This window comes from Desulfothermus okinawensis JCM 13304, from assembly GCF_054654515.1.
The window spans coordinates 20,014-37,236 of record NZ_BAAIEW010000017.1; the positions used below are offsets into that span (position 1 = coordinate 20,014).

At 35.2% G+C, this 17,223-nt stretch carries 12 protein-coding genes; 7 read left to right on the top strand and 5 right to left on the bottom strand.

Annotation, left to right across the window (positions count from 1 at the left end; translation table 11 throughout):
- Positions 1 to 29: 29 nt before the first annotated feature.
- Complete coding sequence (locus ACYQ0O_RS07835) at positions 30 to 716, top strand: DUF1847 domain-containing protein (RefSeq protein ID WP_459891878.1); 687 nt, start codon at positions 30 to 32, stop codon at positions 714 to 716.
- Positions 717 to 738: 22 nt separating this feature from the next.
- On the opposite strand, the gene ACYQ0O_RS07840 is transcribed toward ACYQ0O_RS07835, so the two are convergent.
- The 3 genes from ACYQ0O_RS07840 to ACYQ0O_RS07850 form a co-directional block, all read right to left on the bottom strand.
- On the bottom strand, positions 739 to 2,049 hold the full coding sequence (locus ACYQ0O_RS07840) for a TRAP transporter large permease (protein ID WP_459891879.1): 1,311 nt from the start codon (positions 2,047 to 2,049) through the stop codon (positions 739 to 741).
- 233 nt (positions 2,050 to 2,282) lie between these two features.
- Positions 2,283 to 2,765 (bottom strand): TRAP transporter small permease, encoded by a 483-nt coding sequence (locus ACYQ0O_RS07845; RefSeq protein ID WP_459891880.1) that lies wholly within the window; start codon positions 2,763 to 2,765, stop codon positions 2,283 to 2,285.
- A gap of 88 nt (positions 2,766 to 2,853) precedes the next feature.
- A complete protein-coding gene (locus tag ACYQ0O_RS07850; RefSeq protein ID WP_459891881.1) occupies positions 2,854 to 3,870 on the bottom strand; it encodes a TRAP transporter substrate-binding protein in 1,017 nt (338 codons plus the stop codon).
- A 412-nt stretch (positions 3,871 to 4,282) separates the two neighbouring features.
- On the opposite strand from ACYQ0O_RS07850, the gene ACYQ0O_RS07855 reads away from it, so the two are divergent.
- On the top strand, positions 4,283 to 5,239 hold the full coding sequence (locus tag ACYQ0O_RS07855) for an FmdE family protein (protein WP_459891882.1): 957 nt from the start codon (positions 4,283 to 4,285) through the stop codon (positions 5,237 to 5,239).
- 5 nt (positions 5,240 to 5,244) lie between these two features.
- Here the strand turns inward: ACYQ0O_RS07855 and ACYQ0O_RS07860 are convergent, their stop codons facing one another.
- Positions 5,245 to 6,273 carry a magnesium chelatase ATPase subunit I gene (locus tag ACYQ0O_RS07860; protein WP_459891883.1) on the bottom strand — a complete coding sequence of 343 codons (1,029 nt, stop codon included), beginning with the start codon at positions 6,271 to 6,273 and terminating at the stop codon, positions 5,245 to 5,247.
- Positions 6,270 to 8,261, bottom strand: a complete 1,992-nt coding sequence (locus tag ACYQ0O_RS07865; RefSeq protein ID WP_459891884.1) for a magnesium chelatase subunit D family protein — start codon at positions 8,259 to 8,261, stop codon at positions 6,270 to 6,272. Before ACYQ0O_RS07865 ends, ACYQ0O_RS07860 begins: the two co-directional genes overlap by 4 nt.
- A 140-nt stretch (positions 8,262 to 8,401) precedes the next feature.
- On the opposite strand from ACYQ0O_RS07865, the gene ACYQ0O_RS07870 reads away from it, so the two are divergent.
- From ACYQ0O_RS07870 to cobN, 5 genes are read left to right on the top strand one after another with little or no spacing between them, the layout of a single operon-like run.
- Positions 8,402 to 10,588: a TonB-dependent receptor plug domain-containing protein gene (locus ACYQ0O_RS07870; RefSeq protein WP_459891885.1), complete on the top strand. Its 2,187-nt coding sequence runs from the start codon at positions 8,402 to 8,404 to the stop codon at positions 10,586 to 10,588.
- Positions 10,530 to 11,573, top strand: coding sequence for an ABC transporter substrate-binding protein (locus ACYQ0O_RS07875; protein WP_459891886.1), 1,044 nt, complete (start codon positions 10,530 to 10,532; stop codon positions 11,571 to 11,573). The genes ACYQ0O_RS07870 and ACYQ0O_RS07875 overlap by 59 nt, the downstream gene beginning before the upstream one ends.
- Positions 11,560 to 12,579 (top strand): FecCD family ABC transporter permease, encoded by a 1,020-nt coding sequence (locus tag ACYQ0O_RS07880; RefSeq protein ID WP_459891887.1) that lies wholly within the window; start codon positions 11,560 to 11,562, stop codon positions 12,577 to 12,579. Before ACYQ0O_RS07875 ends, ACYQ0O_RS07880 begins: the two co-directional genes overlap by 14 nt.
- The gene (locus ACYQ0O_RS07885) at positions 12,579 to 13,349 is read left to right on the top strand and encodes an ABC transporter ATP-binding protein (protein WP_459891888.1); all 771 of its coding nucleotides are present in this window, start codon (positions 12,579 to 12,581) and stop codon (positions 13,347 to 13,349) included. Before ACYQ0O_RS07880 ends, ACYQ0O_RS07885 begins: the two co-directional genes overlap by 1 nt.
- Positions 13,346 to 17,221, top strand: a complete 3,876-nt coding sequence (gene cobN, locus ACYQ0O_RS07890; protein ID WP_459891889.1) for a cobaltochelatase subunit CobN — start codon at positions 13,346 to 13,348, stop codon at positions 17,219 to 17,221. Before ACYQ0O_RS07885 ends, cobN begins: the two co-directional genes overlap by 4 nt.
- Positions 17,222 to 17,223 lie beyond the last annotated feature (2 nt).

Here is a 17,223-nt window from a genome sequence, read left to right on the forward strand (position 1 = left end):
AAACTATATTACTCAGCAGGAGGTCTAAAATGGATTTAAAGCCAAATTGCGCAGCATGTTCAATAGCCTTATCAGAAAGGGTTTGTCGGAGAGATACAGGAGGAAAACATCCCAAAAATTGTCCAACAATCACAAAAAAAGATCTGATTGAAAAAAGTTTAAGGGAATACAAAAAAGAAGATATCTACATCCTTGCACAAAATGCCTCCCTCCAAGAAGCAGAAGGGTATGGGAACAAAGAGCAAGGATATGATAAAGTAATACCCATAAAACCTAGGATTTTAGAAATAGCAGAATATGCAAAAAAGATGAAATTTAGGAGGCTTGGCATAGCATTTTGCGTGGGCTTAAGGGAGGAGGCCAAGGTTGTAGAAAAATTTTATTCAGACATGGGATTTGATGTTGTATCTGTAGTGTGTAAAGTTGGGGCAGTTCCCAAAGAGACCATTGGCATCTCAGATAATGAGAAGATTGCAATTGGTAAGTTTGAATCAATGTGCAATCCCGTTTTACAGGCAATGGTGCTTAATTCAGAAGGGACAGATCTAGATATACTCCTTGGTCTATGCGTTGGTCACGATACATTATTTTTAAAATATGCAAAATCCCCTTGTACTGTCCTTGCTGTTAAAGACAGACTACTTGGCCACAATCCCCTTGCTGCAGTTTATAATATTAATAGCTATTACAGATATTTGAAGAATATAAATAAATAAGCAAATATAGGAATAGAGTAGTCTACCTGGCTCCAAATAGTGAAGGCAGCCACAGGACCAATCGGGGAAACCCTATTAACAAAAAGACAAGTATTGTGAACACAGGGAGGAAATAGACTACCCCTTTTATGACTCTGGCAATACTTAATTCCTGGTCCATGGCAGAGACTATGAACACATTGATCCCCACAGGAGGGGTAACTGCACCCATGGTCGTTACCAATGTAATCCAGACACCAAACCAGATGGGGTCATATCCAAGGGACCTTGCAATTGGGAAAAAAATTGGGATTGTAACAAGGAGCAAGGCTAGTGCATCCATTATTGCTCCACCAATCAAATAGATCAAAAATATAAATCCCATTATAGTCCACGAGGGAAGTTTTAGTCCTGCCACATATGAGGCAGCGTCATATGGAATTCGCGAGATGGTCAAGAAACGACCAAAGATTACTGCACCAAGTATAATTATGTAAATCATACAGGTAATCTTTAATGTATCATAGATTGCCTTTGAGAAACCTCCCATATCTAAATCCTTCCTGAAGATACTGATTAGAAGGGCCAGGGTTGAACCAGCGGCACCAGCCTCACTTGGAGTAAATATACCAAAGCTCAGACCTCCCATAACAAGAGAGAATAATAAAAATATTTCCCAAAAACCCAATATTGCCCTTAGCTTGTCTTTTACCATGGTGGACTCAGTGGAAGGTCCCAGGTCTTTATATATGTTACAGATTATGGCCACAGCGAGTATAAATCCAATGGTTAGCAAGATGCCTGGGATAATGGAACCTAGAAATAAAACACTTATTGATTGTCCAGTTTGGAGCCCTATTATAATGAGCACCACACTGGGCGGAATCATTACCCCAAGTGTGGCCCCTGTTGCTACCACTCCTGCACTAAAACCAAGGTCATAATTATATTTTTTCATCTCAGGCAAAGCCACAGTGGCCATGGTAGCTGCAGTGGCTGTATTGGATCCGCAAATAGCAGCAAATCCTGCACACGCAAGGATAGTTGCCATGGCAAGGCCACCTCTTATTTGTCCAAGGAGTATATTGGCCCACTTATACATTCTCCTATTTACACCTGAATAAAAACATATTTGCCCCATCAATATGAACAAAGGGATTACCGTTAGTCCATAAGAAGAAAATACCTTCCACGTCTCCTCACCTACCATGCCAACTGCTGCATTAAAATTTATACACACCCAAAACCCCAAAAACCCCACAATCCCCATTGCCAACCCAACTGGGATGGGAAGCAAAAACATAATAAGCAAAAGTAATACTATTCCATAAATACCTATGAGTGAAAAATCCATAAGAACACCTACATTACTTAATCCTAGTTTATCAAAATATAGGGATTAACATATTATTATAATTTTAATTTATCTGCCTATTCCATTAACTCGTGAGTCTCAAGCTCTGATGTGTCTGTGTATGTGATCTGTGTCTGTGGTCTGTAACTTCCATATACACACACATACACTCACACTTTCACATACACCCTTCATCCCTCTACCTTTCACTAATCACCTGCTCCATAACCCAATCAATAAGCAGAGCTAAAGAAATAGGCATATATTTTTTTCCAAAATCTCAAGAAAATAAATACAATTAAAGCCAAGACCCCAATTAAGCACAAAAAAATTACAGGATAAAATGGGATCCTCAAGGTCTCAGAGAGTTCTCCAGAATCTTTTATTAAGAGCCCAAGCTGAAAGAGCTTAAAACAAACAAGGGACCAAAATCCAATTGATAAAATTAAGGTCACTACATCTAGTATTGATTTTATTTTCTTGGGCATTTTTTCATACAGGAGTGCCACTTGAATATGACCTCCCTTTGCTTCAGTTTCTGCAAGGGAGAGGCTGCAAACCATGGCGCCTAAAAAACCCAATAATTCAAATGTCCCTTTTATGGGATGGCCAAACAGCCTGAAAATAATATTAAAAGAGGCCACAAGCATCATTGAAAGTAAAAGCAGTCCACCTAAAAAGTTAAGTACATAGTTTATCTTTTTTATTGTCTTCATAATTTTATATGTATTTTTATTTTGGTTATGGGTAACAGGGATGGGAAGAGATACCATATTGCTGTTATCCCATCCCTGTTAACTCTAACTAATACTCATATTTTGCTTTAAGTCTGTACACATCTTTTAAAACTTTATCAGCAGGAATAGAGGATTTAGTGGCCATTTTTTTCCATTCTACTATTACTTCCTCACATAGTTTTTTAGATTTAATTGTATCCTGTTTTGAGAAATGAAAAAGCTTTGCATTGTATTTTTGTTTTGCAAATTCAATTGCTTCCTTGACATGATTATCCATATATTCCCCTGTCCAGGATGCCTGTTCCCTGGACATGGAGTCAATCACATCTTTAACATCTTTAGGAAGTGAGTTCCATTTTTGTTTATTCATTATCACTGCAAAGGGATACACCTGAAAAGTAGTAATGGTTTCATATGGACAATAGGCAGCAAAATTCAAGTCCTTTAATACCTCTAAAGAAGATAACAGCCCCTTAACAATCCCTTTTTGGATGGCTTCTGGGGTCTCAGACATGGGCATTGACACAGGCGTTGCCCCAAGAATCTCTAAAATCTTAGATGCAGTGCCAGATGCCCTGAGTTCTAGACCCTGTAAATCCTTTAAAGACCTAATTGGAACCTTGGACATGATATTTGACGGTGCAGACGTAAAAAGCGTAATTACTTTTACTTTTGAAAATTCTTTTGGCCGATATTTCCTGTATATCTCCCAAAGCACTAATGACGCAGTCTTCGCATCCTTAAAGCCAAGTGGTAGTCCAATAACAGTAGTTAAAGGAAAGACCCCTGGCTGATAAGCCATACAAAGGCAACCAATATCAGCCTGGCCCTGTATAACTCCCCTAAACATGTCCTTTGCACCGAGCAATGTCCCCCCTGGAAATGTGAGGACATGAACCTTATGGTTAGTCCTTTTTTCAACTTCCTTTTTCCACCTCTCCATCTGAATACACGGAAAAGTGGATGCTGGAGGAAAGTTGGCATAGGTTAGTTGGATGGAACCTGCCCTACATAAATTGGGTAGTGCCCCACTAAATAGGAACACAAAACAAAGTAATGTTACAAGTAATCCTTTTTGTCTCATAACTGCCTCCTATTTTTTTGATTAAAAAAAAGGCCGCAGACTTTGTTTTGCCTGCGGCCTTTGACCTCTTTTTCTCTTTTTTTATTAAAAAACATCCAGGCCAGACCGCACCTCTCCCCAGAAACGCCACCACCAATTTAAATTCCATGTATAGGAGATAGATGCGACTATGACCTTCATGACATGAAAATTTATGGGACAAGATCCCATTTGTCAAGACCTTTTTGAGTTATCCTATAAAAGGACCTTTTTTACCTTTGTGTTAATACAATATTGGTGGACCAGGATTTTTTAATACAAAATTATTTTAATTATATTATTTATGTTATCTTTTTTATAAAAGTAATATTTTTTTCTTGCAAATTAAAAATTTTTATTTTAGTAATCCATTCCAGACATAAGAAGATAACTTATGGACAAGTATAAAATACTCCAGTCAATTAATCTTGACCAGATTGAATACATTCAGAAAAAAGTAAAAGTAAAACTGGACCCTAAATCAAGGCTACCTAGATGGTTTTTCTTTGAAGATACTTGGCATTGGATAAACGAGGTCATATTAAGGGTTAAAACATGTCATGATTTTCCAATAAATGGCTTTATTGTGAGGTCCAATGGACAGGTATACTTCTTATATTTTCATTTTTTTAATTTTTTAAAATCAAAGGTATTTAATGAAGGAAATTGGGTGCTTAGCTATAAGGTATTGGTTCATAATAAAATTTTTCCCAAAAAAGAGGTAAACATGCTGGTCAATATGATATTAAAGAGGATAACAGATTTTCACGGACACCTATGTCCAGAACTTGTTATTGGAGCAAAATTTTGTGAGTATGTTATGCAACTTATTAATCAAAAAGGAGAAAAATATAGTAATATATTTGTTGTATCTGAAAATTCTACTTCAGCAGTGGATTCAATTCAAATTTTGCTTGGTACAACAATAGGTAATCAACGTTTAAAAATATTTGATACAGGCAAGCATAATTATTATCTATATTTTATAAATTATATGGAAGCATTCAAATTTTCATTTAAATATATGACAATAGCAGATGATTCTAATTTTATTCAAATTGAAGAAAAGATATTAAAAAATATTGCAACAATGGATGATATCTTAGAATATCAAGAAAAAATTGCCAACAAAATTGTAAAATTAATAAATAAAGCACCACGCTATTTATTTGATATAAAAAGAATCCCATGGAAGGAACCAGAATATGAACTAGCTGGTTCATATGGAATATGTTCTAATTGTAAAGAATTAGTACTCAGGTCAAAATTAATTTATTATAAAAATAGATTTTATTGTAATAGTTGTATAAATAAAATTAAATGTGATTTAACTTGTTTAAATGTACAATAACGATATTAATTATCTACAGAAGTAAAATCAACTTCCCTGACCTCTTCAAATGGCCTTCTTCTAATCCTATGTGGAAGGGCTAATTGAAGCGCCAAATCAACATCTTCTTCTTTAACTACGTCTCTGCCATTAAAAGCTGCCAGCGTTTTGGCAGTCTTATATACAATTATATCACCCCTATGTCCGTCAATATTTAAATTAATACAGGTTTCTACTATTTTAAATAATAAATCCTCCTTCATCCCTACACTGAAATAAATTTCCTTTGCCCTTTGAATCTTATTTTTTAGTTCAAGAGAGGCTTTTTCCCATTTTTTTATAAATTTTTCTGGTCCTTCTTCAAACTCAGATCGTCTTCTCATAATTTCTATCCTATCTTTTGGGTCCCTTACTCCTTTAACATGCACACATAGTCCAAATCTGTCCAGGAGTTGAGGTCTTAACTCCCCTTCTTCAGGATTCATTGTTCCAATTAAGACAAACCTAGCTGGATGAGAAAAGGATATGCCTTCCCTCTCAATTGTGTTTACTCCCATAGCAGCTGCATCTAGCAAAATATCTACTATATGATCGTCTAATAAATTTACCTCGTCCACATACAAGATACCTTTGTTCGCCTGGGCCAGTATACCGGGTTCAACCCTCTTTTCCCCAGTTTTTAAAGCATGCTCTAAATCCAGTGTACCTACTACCCTATCTTCAGTTGCACCAATGGGCAGGTCTACAACATTTACAGGCCTGGATATAATCTCCAGATTTTCACCTCTTAATCTTAATTCTCTGCACTTATCATTAAAACACCCCTCACAAACATCCATTGAATCACTGGGTGATATTTGAAATGGACAATCTTTTATTACTTGGATTTCTGGGAGTATGCTGGCAAGGGACCTTACTGCCGTAGATTTTGCAGTGCCCTTTTCTCCCCTAATCAATACACCTGATAAGGTAGGATTTATAACGTTTAAGATCAGTGATAATTTCATTTTCTCCTGACCTACTATTGCCACAAAGGGATATAATCTTTTTTTCATAATAGCTCCTTGCCTGTTATATTCAATAAATTTTCTGCCTTTAAATCTTCAAGTTTGTAATGAATACCATTTAAAAAATAAGCCAGTTTCTTTGCCATTTCAAAATTCATTATTCCAGATTTCTCTGTGTCCACTACAAAAAATTTTGTATCCTTAAACTCAGAGCCAAGCTTTTTTGCCATTAAAAAAGTCTCCTTAATTGGATCATCAAAATATCCCAGTGAAACATTTGCCCTACCATCTGTTATAAGGATAACAATTTTCTTCAAAGTAGGATCTTTTATGTTTTGAAATGTCAAGAAACGAAAGGTCTCATACAATCCAGAAGATAAAGGGGTCCTTCCTCCAACGGGCAGATCAGATAAATATTTGCCAGCTAGTTCAACTGAATTAGTTGGAGGCAAAATCAATCTCCCCCTATCCCTGTTAAAGGTAATCATGGCCACCTTGTCCCTCTTTTGATAGGCATCTAAAAGTAATGACATTATTGCCCCTTTTGCTGCAGACATCCTGGCCATGGCACCCATTGAACCACTGGCATCCACTAAAAAAAGTATAAGGGTTCCTATCTTTTTCTCCCTAATTTTTTCTCTCACATCTTCCTTATTAATTATAATAGCAAGATTTTTCTCACTCTTTGTCTTTCTTTCTAATTGATATGGAGCCGCTGCCCTGATAGTTGCATCCAGGGCAATGTCATTTTTATAGGATTTCATTTTAGCACTTACATAACGCCCTGCCCTTGCCCTGGTCTTTGAGGTGGCCCTTTTCCCTGACCCTGTCCTAAATCTTCTATCCTTAAAAGGTAAAAGTTTCTTGGGTTTAAATGTCTCACCTATTTTAAAAATCTTTTCTAATAACTCACCATTTTTAGTTTTTATATGATCTCTTGTTTTCATTTCTGGCTTTATATGTTCATTATCTGTAGAGGTTTGATTTTTGTGTTTGTGAGTTTTAGATTTATGTCTCTCTTCCTTATTATTCCTGGATTTAGACTCATTGTTTTTTTTCTGAGGACTCTTTTTTTGCTCCTGCTTGTTTGTAGCCATTCTTTTTCTATGCTCCAAGACATAAGGAGCCATCTCCATTATATGGCCTTCTTCTACCTCTTCTTTAAAATTCAAGGCTGCATCTGCCTTTGCAGCCTGCTCTAAAATAATGTCGGCCCTATGGCCTGCACAATTTTGTTCCACACATAAATTTGATATAAGTATCCTCAGTTTATTTGATATTCTTACCCGTGGTAGGATAGATTTAGCCTTTGTTATCTGGTTCATATATTTTTTATTCAAAGGGGAAAATGAATCAAAAAATCTAATTGGATTTCTGTCAAATCCCTCCCTTCTCAATACTGTTTCAACCCTTTGCTTTGGGTCTCTTAGTCCCTTTACCTTAACACAAAGTCCAAACCTGTCTTTAAGTTGAGGTCTGAGATCACCTTCTTCAGGGTTCATGCTGGCAATTAAGGTAAATTTCGTAGGATGTGTTACAGATATGCCCTCTCTTTCAACTATGTTTACTCTGGATTCCAGGACATCCAATATAATGTCCACAATATGGTCAGGGAGTAAGTTTATCTCGTCTATGTACAAGACTCCCCCATTAGCACGGGCCAAAATCCCTGGCTGGAAACTTACCATTCCTGATCTTAAGGTTTTTTCAAAATCTATTCCCCCAACCACCATATCTTCAGTGACATTAAGGGGCAAGGTAAGTACAAAAGGCCTTCTTTTTATCTTCTTTTTTTTGCAAGAACAAAAAGAACACCCCTTACAATAATATTCATCCTTTGGACCTAAATTAAACAAACAACCCTCAAACACCTCAATATCAGGCAAGATATCATAAATGGATCTAACTATAGAGGACTTACCAGTTCCCTTTTCTCCCTCAATAAGCACACCATTAACCAGGGGATTCACTAAACTGACTAGAATGGCTTTTTTTAGATCATCTTGCCCCACAATAGCACCAAAAGGAAAATTCATCTTCTGTCCTCCTATAAAATTTTTATTTATATAACTACATACATATTGTCAATTAAATTTTTATTTATAAGTAATATTTATTCTTGACATAATAACATTATTTGCTACTCTCACACAAAAAATAATGGGAGGAGGAAGAAATGAAAAAATTATTTGCTTTTCTTTTATGTTTTTTTTCATTTTGTATTAACATATGTTATTGTCAGTCTGACAAAAACTCCTACAATTTAGATGAAATAGTAGTCACTGCTACCAAAACCAAAAAGGAAATTTCTAATGTTCCTGCAAGTGTTAGTGTTATTACTTCAAAGGACATAGAATTAAAAGAAATGCATAGCATAGATGATGTATTAAATGACCTGCAGGGTATTTATTTTAAGAGGTCAAAATTCTTAATGGACTCCACTGCAGGTATAAGAATGAGAGGGTTTATGGGAGACAAATATGTACTTATAATGATAGATGGCCTTCCTATAAATGACGCTTATACTGGTGGGGTTAAATGGGATGACATTCCTATAGATTCTGTTGAAAAAATTGAAATAATAAGGGGCCCAGGCTCAACACTTTATGGTGGAAATGCCGTTGCTGGAGTTATTAACATTATCACAAAGACCCCAAAAAAATTCAACTTTCAGGCAAAAGGTGGTTTGGGAACATATTCAACAAAAAAATATTCTGTTTTAGGTGGAGACAAAATTTTCCATAAATTGAGTTTTATGATCGGGTTTGAAGGAGAGGAAACAGATGGCTATCCCACTACAGTGGTAAAAAAAAGCATCAGAACTGGGACAGGAAACGTCAGTGGCGGATATTTAATGAATGATAAATATGGGCATCCCAAGTACTGGGTTGTTGGAAATAAGGGAGATAATGGTGCAAGAAGAAATGTCATTACTGGAAAATTAAAATTTGATTTGTCAGAAACAGGGAAAATATCTTTTACAACAATAAATGGTATATATAAATATGACTATGACAAACCCCATACCTATATGGGAACCTATGGTAGTACATCTACCTATGCCATTGCAGGGGAGGACAAAAAGGCACAGTTTAAACCGTATGACTTTATATCTTATACAGGTATAGGGAGAAAAGAGACAGGTGCCTATACATTATCATATGAAGATATTTTTGGGAACCTCAATTTTTATTCCCAAGTCGGCTTGGTAAAGACTGAGGACAAATACACCCTTGCAAAGGGGTCATCCTTAAATTTCTACTATGATTCTCCTGGAAAGTTATCTATTACTAAAACCAGGGCATGGTTTGGGGAGATAAGGGGATCTTTTCATTTATTTGAAAAACACACACTCACCATTGGTACTTCGTACAGGACTGATGATGCAGATACCAATGAATATCCCATACCATTTTACAGGAGTTTTGATCATCACGAAGAATGCACATTCCATTCTGGAGGAGAGTCAAAGACATGGGCATTATATCTTCAAGAAGAATGGGATTTGCTAAATAACCTTACCATTTATCTTGGGGCAAGATATGATTGGTGGAAGGTGTTTGATGGATATTCAGGTAAACCCAACCTAGAAGAAAAATATAAGAGCAATACAGATTCTCATGTAAGCCCCAAAATATCTCTAGTATATAAACCCTTAGAAAATACTGTTCTAAGACTTTCTGCAGGCAATGCCTTTAGACCACCAACAATATATGAACTATACAGGACATGGCAGTGGTGGAGTACCACTTATCAAAGCAATCCCAATCTTAAACCTGAGACCGTGTGGACCTATGAAGCAGGGGTTGAACAGTATCTATTCAATAAAAAGACAAAACTAAACATTACAGGTTATCTAAATCACATAGACGACCTGGTATACACAAGGATAGAGGGACACAATAAAATCAGGACCAATGCAGGTAAAGGAAGGACCTATGGTCTGGAGACTGGAATAAACCACAAGTTATTTCCATGGATGAATATATGGACCAATTTAACTCTCACCAATGCAAAAATAACAGACAACCCTGCAGATCCAGAAAGTGAAGACAAAAAAGTGCCAGGTATTCCTACCACAACATGGAATTTTGGGATAGATACAAGTTATAAAATTATTAAGGCCTCATTAGAGGGACGCTATTTCAGTAAAATTTACACAGACGACCATAATAAAGATAAAGAAGAAGGAGTATACGGAACATATGAACCAGCCTTTTTGATGGATGGGAAAATAATTATAACACCCATAAAACATATGGAAGTCTCTCTTAGCGTGGATAATATACTAAATAAGAGGTATTATGAATACTATAAAACCCCTGGCAGGATATGTCTGTTCGAAATTACTTATCGTTATTAGCTTATTTTTATTTACTTGCATATGGAATATAACTTCCTTTGCAAAGACCATAAAGGTCATAGACTGTTTGGGTAGGAAGATAGAAATATCCCTCCCCATAAAAAGGATAGTAGTACTAAATTCAGACGCACTGGAGGTTGTTCGCTTACTCAATGCAGAGGATTTAGTTGTAGGAGTCTATTCAAAAATCACCAAAGAACCTGAATTCTGGGGCAATTTAGTAAATCTTCCTAAAGTGGGAAACTGGAATAGTGCAAATTTTGAAAAAATAGCAATTTTAAACCCAGACCTTGTGATTGCATATGGCACAAACCCTGGTCCTGAGTTGGATACCAAGCTCAAAACATTGCATATTAGTTTACTCAGGTTGAATTTTTACAAAATAAATACATTCAAAAAAGAATTAATCACCATAAGTAATATATTGGACAAAAAAAGAGAAGCAAAAAAGTTTTTAGAGTGGTATGAAAAAAAACTAAAATTTGTAAAAAATAAATTGCTCAACACAAAAAACAGACCAAAGGTCTATGTGGAATCCTATAATGATTATATAGCATCAGGTCCAGGATCTGGAGCAGATGAGATGTGTAGTATTGCAGGTGGATATAATATTGGCAGGGAGTTTAATATCCCCTATCCCCATGTTAGTCCAGAATGGATCGTGTCACAAGACCCAGAAATTATAATAAAACCTGCAAGTTGGGGGAAAGGATATTCCCGGAAAAGTAAAGATTTTTTTAATAAAATAAAAAACAATATCATAAATCGACCTGGTTTCTTTTTAACTAAGGCAGTTAAAAATAATAGGGTCTATGTTATAGATAGCTCAATATGGTGTGGACCAGAGGCTATAATTGGCATTGGGTATTTAGTAAAGTGGTTTTATCCAACTCTTTTCCAAAAATTTGATCCTTCTTTATGGCATAAAGAGTATTTAGAAAGGTTTCAAAAAATTCCGTACAAAGGATACTATGTATCAAATTAATAAAACACATCCTATATCTTACATTAAAGATATCAAAAAAAAATATATTATAATATTTATATCAATTTTATTACTATTTTTATTTATTTTAGTATCAATTTGTATCGGTCCAGCAAAAATAGCTATACATGACATAATAAATTTTAATACAAGGACAGCTACAATTATATGGATGTTAAGGCTGCCTAGGATAATTACAGGTTGTTTAGTGGGTGTTGGACTTGGCATATCTGGATGTATTTTACAATCCATACTCAAAAATCCTCTAGCTTCCCCATATACATTGGGGATTGGATCAGGAGCAGGTTTTGGTGCAGTACTTATGATTATGTTATTTGGTGGATATAATAAAGATATGGTTGTATTGGGAAGTTTTGGTTTTTCCATATTATCTACATTATTTATTATATCAATTGCCAAACTAAAAGATGATTCCACAGAAACATTAATACTCGCAGGAATTGCCCAGATGTTTTTGTACTCATCTCTTATATCATTTTTCCAATACATAGGCACTACTGATCAGGTACATGAGATAGTGTTCTGGTTCTTTGGGAGTCTAGCCAAACCAGGATGGAGAGAAATCTCTATTGCCAGTCTTATGATACTATTGCCAATTCCTTTTTTTATATATCATTTTTATGACTTTGACATCTTGACCGAAGGGGACGAAATAGCACAATCATTTGGTGTAGATGTAAAAAAAATACGATTTTTTTCCATAGTATTAACATCAATTATTATATCTGCATCAATATGCTTTACTGGAATAATCGGTTTTGTGGGACTGGTTGCTCCACACATTACCAGGATGTGCATTGGAAATGACCACAAATTTTTGATCTTGGGATCAGCTATTAACGGCGCAATTATTGTTATAATTGCAGATATGTTGGGTCAAATAATCTGTGCCCCTGCAGTAATGCCAATCGGTATTATGACTTCTTTTATAGGCGTACCCTTTTTTATGTACCTTTTAATTAAAAGAAAAAAGACCTATTGGTAATGATTGAACTAATTAATATAAGTTGCGAGTATAATAAAAAACATATCTTAAAAGATATAGATCTAAAAATTGTTCCTGGGGAAATTATAAGTTTGGCAGGTCCAAATGGTGCGGGAAAATCTACTTTAATAAAATGTATTATGGGACTAATCAAGCCTTTATCTGGAGATATATTAATAGACAATAGATCAATATCAAATCTATCAAAGAAAAATATTGCCCAGAAAATAGCGTACGTGCCTCAATATAATCATATAAAATTTCCAGTAACAGTGTTTGAAATGGTACTCAGGGGAAGAAAACCGCATATTAACTGGAAACCAGATAACACAGATATTGATAAAGCAGTGTTAGTACTGAAGGATATGGGACTTCTACACCTTGCATCAAGGGACATTAATACCCTAAGTGGTGGTGAGCTTCAAAAAATATTATTGGCAAGGGCATTTGTTCAAAATACACCTTATATCTTACTAGATGAACCTATAAATAATCTTGATATATATCATCAATTGGACATTATGCATATCTTAAAACAAAAGGCAAAAAAAGACAAGTTGGGAATTTTAATTGCTATACACGAATTAAATTTGGCTATTAATTATACAGATAAAATTTTAATTATAAATAAGAAAAAAGTATTTAAACAGGGAAAACCAATAGATGTATTAAATAGAGAAAATATCAGAGAGGTATATAAAATAGATGTAAATATATATAAATCTGAAGATTATACCATTATACATCCATTAAAAAGGAGTAAGCAATGAATAAAATTACCATAACCTCAATTATGTGGAGTTCTTATGTGCCTTCTTTTATATCTGCTTCAAAAAAAATTCCTTTTATCAATCTGCACATCTTTTCACATAAACAAATAACAGAAGATTTAGATGCACTAGATAAATTCCTTAAATATTCAAAAGAGTCAGATATTGTTTTTCTATACCTTACTGATGATGGATTTTGGGACAATATATATGAAGAGATGACAAAACAATCTCAGGGTAAGCTTATTATAAGCACTTCTTTTGATCCCATAAAATGGGGCAAGGGAGCAAATGTAGATGTAGATGTATGTGCCAGGGCTTATGAATATATATCAAATGGAGGTGAAGAAAATTACAAGAGACTCCTCATATATCTTGCATCGCTACTAGATAAAAACATCATTTGTGAAGAGCCCTCCCCCATGCCTTATCAGGGTATTATAAGGCCTCCGGATACTGAGGTATATTCAACTTATGAAGAATACTTAGAAAAATATCCCAAGAAAAATAGTCCTACAGTTGGCATACTGTTTTCCAGAAATACCTTTATAAACAGTGACAGAATAATAGAAGAAGAACTAATTTTTCAACTGGAAAAGCAGGGTCTAAATATTTTGCCGGTATTTAGTCATTGGGTTGTAGATAAAGATGCAGGGGCAATTGGTCCTATTGAAACTGCCAAAAGGTATTTCTTTGATAGGTCAGGAAATATAAGAATCTCTGCACTTATAAATATGCAATTTTTCTTTATGGGCAGGGAAGATAAATCCAGTGAAGTTGCAAACGAAAGTGTAAATTTTTTTAAAAAACTAAATATTCCTGTATTTAAGCCTGTTATATCTTACTCTTTGACGCCACAAGAATGGTATGAAAGCCCACAAGGTCTAATATCAGATGTGACCTTTGGTATTGCAATGCCAGAATTTGAAGGGAATATTGAACCAATTATTATAGGTTGTAGTGAAAAATTTTCAGATAAACAAACAGGTAGTTCTTATGAAAAAAGATATGCATTAAAAGAAAGGATTGAACACGTTGCCAAAAGAGTAGCAAGATGGGTAAGGCTCAAAGAAAAGCCAGTTAATAGGAGAAAGGTTGCATTTATTATCCATAAAAATGAATGTGCAGGATTAGAGGCCACCTTGGGAAGTGCTGCAGGACTGGATAGTGGAGAGAGTATTGTAAGGATAATGAAACTAATGAAAGAAAAGGGATATAAGATTGATAATATCCCGAATACAGGAGAGGTCTTATTTAAAGAGATCCTGAACAAAAAAGCAATAGCTGAATTTCGCTGGACCACTGTGGACGAAATCATCTCCAAAGGAGGCTATTTAGAATTAATACCAACAAAAATTTATAATAAATGGTTCAATAAACTTTCCCTTAAGGCCCAAAAAGATATTGTAAATGCCTGGGGAGAACCACCAGGAAAGGAATTAAACGGGGTTCCTCCCAGTATGGTGTATGAAGACAAATTGGTTATTACAGGGTTACAATTTGGCAATGCAGTGGTAATGATGCAGCCCAAGAGGGGGTGCGCAGGATCCAGGTGCGATGGACAGGTGTGCAAGATACTCCATGATCCTGACATACCTCCTCCACATCAGTATATTGCTTCGTATATGTATCTGGATAAGATATTTAAAGCTGATGTTATAATCCATGTTGGTACCCACGGAAATCTAGAATGGCTGCCTGGCAAAGGAGCCGGACTCTCTAATTCGTGCTGGCCAGATATTGCTATTGGGCATTTACCACACCTCTATATCTATAATTGTGACAACCCTGCTGAAGGCATTGTTGCAAAAAGAAGAAGTTATGCAACATTAATAGATCATTTACAGGCACCACAACAGACGTCTGATACATATAATGAACTTGCAAAATTAGATGAACTTATAAATGAATATCTCCAGGCAAAGGATCTAGATAGGGCAAGGGCTCATCAAATACAACATTTAATAAATGATCAAATAGAAAAATCATTTTTAAAAGATAAAATACTCAATAAAAAATTTAATAATTTTAATGAAGTTGTTTCTTATTTACACAAGATTATAACCAAGGTAAAAAATTCTCAGACAAAGACAGGAATGCATATATTTGGGGAAAAATTGGACAGGGATAAGACAAAAGAGCTAATAAATACAATTCTTAGATTTGATACCAGTAATGAGCTAAATACTTATAAAATAGTATTTGATGCATGGAACGAAGATATATCATATGCCTTAAAATTTCCAGAGAAATTAAATAGGCAGGGAATACCATATTCAAAGCTAATATATATAGCAGAACAAAAAGCCATTAAAATAATATCTATGATTTTACAGGGGAAAGACATACAAGACATTATAAATTGTCTGGAAATTAAAGACATCAATGAAGAAGTAAAAAACAGGATTTTAAGATTTATTGATCTTGTAGAAGACATAGACAAAAGGATAAAAAAATCAGATGAAATTGGCTCATTATTAAAGGGGACAAAGGGAGAATATATACCCCCTGGACCTTCTGGATTTTTGTCAAGGGGAAGATATGATATCCTTCCAACTGGTAGGAATTTCTACAATGTGGATATAACACGTATCCCAACTAAGTCAGCTCATAGGGTTGGGGTATTACTCGCAGAATCTCTTTTAAAAAAATACCTAAAAGAACAGGGAAACTACCCAAAAAAAATAGGTATGGTATGGCTTGCATCTGATATAATGAGGGCAGATGGAGAGCAGGTATGTCAGATCTTTCATCTAATAGGGGTTAGGCCTAAATGGAAGCAAAATGGACAGATAGATGGGTTTGAGATAATCCCTCTGGATGAACTAAAAAGGCCAAGGATCGATGTGCATATTAGGGTATCAGGAATTTTAAGGGACTGTTTCCCTGCTATGATATCTTATGTGGACGAGGCAATATCAAGGGTTGCTCTTTTAGATGAGCCTGAAGACAAAAATTATATAAAAAAGCATATTCTGGAACTTGCAAGAAAAGAGAGAGAGGATATAGATAATCCTGATGTGTTTAGAAGGCTTAGCTTCAGGATCTTCTGCGCCCAGCCTGGAGTATATAAATCTGGAGTCAACCTAGCAGTCTATGCCTCTGCCTGGAAAGTCGAAAAAGACCTTTCTGATATCTATGTCTACTGGAACGGATATGCCTATGGTGGAGGAGGTCAAGGCAAATATTTTGGAGTACCTGCACACAAAGAACTTGTACATAGCTTAAAAGATGTAGAAGTTACCTTTGATAAGCACATATCTGATGAAACAGATTTTTTGAGCTGCTGCGCATATTTTGGAAATTATGGTGGCATGACAACGGCAGTTAAGGATATATCTGGTAAAAAACCAAAGACTTATTATGGGGACACAAGAAATCCCGCCAATGTGGATGTGGTTGACCTTAAAGAAGAAATAAACAGGGTGGTTCTTGCTAAACTATTAAATCCCAAATATATAAAGGGCATGAAAAAACATGGATATAAAGGGGCAGGTGATATCTCCAAAAGGATTGGAAGGGTCTATGGCTTTGGAGCTACTACTGGTGAGGTAGAGGACTGGGTATTTAATGAAATAGCCAATAACTTTGTGCTAAATGAAGAAATGAAAAAGTGGTTTTTAGATGTAAATCCATGGGCTATTGAAGAAATAGGAAGAAGACTTATTGAAGCAGCTTCACGGAAGATATGGAAACCAGATAAAAAAACATTGGACAAATTGAAGGCATCATATCTGGAAATAGAAGGTAATTTAGAAGATACATTAGATGAAATAAGGGGTGAGTTTCAGGGCGGAAATATTGATATTTATACGGCCCAAGAGATAAGCTCGTGGAAAGAAAAATTAAATGATATCCTGGAAAATAAATAAAA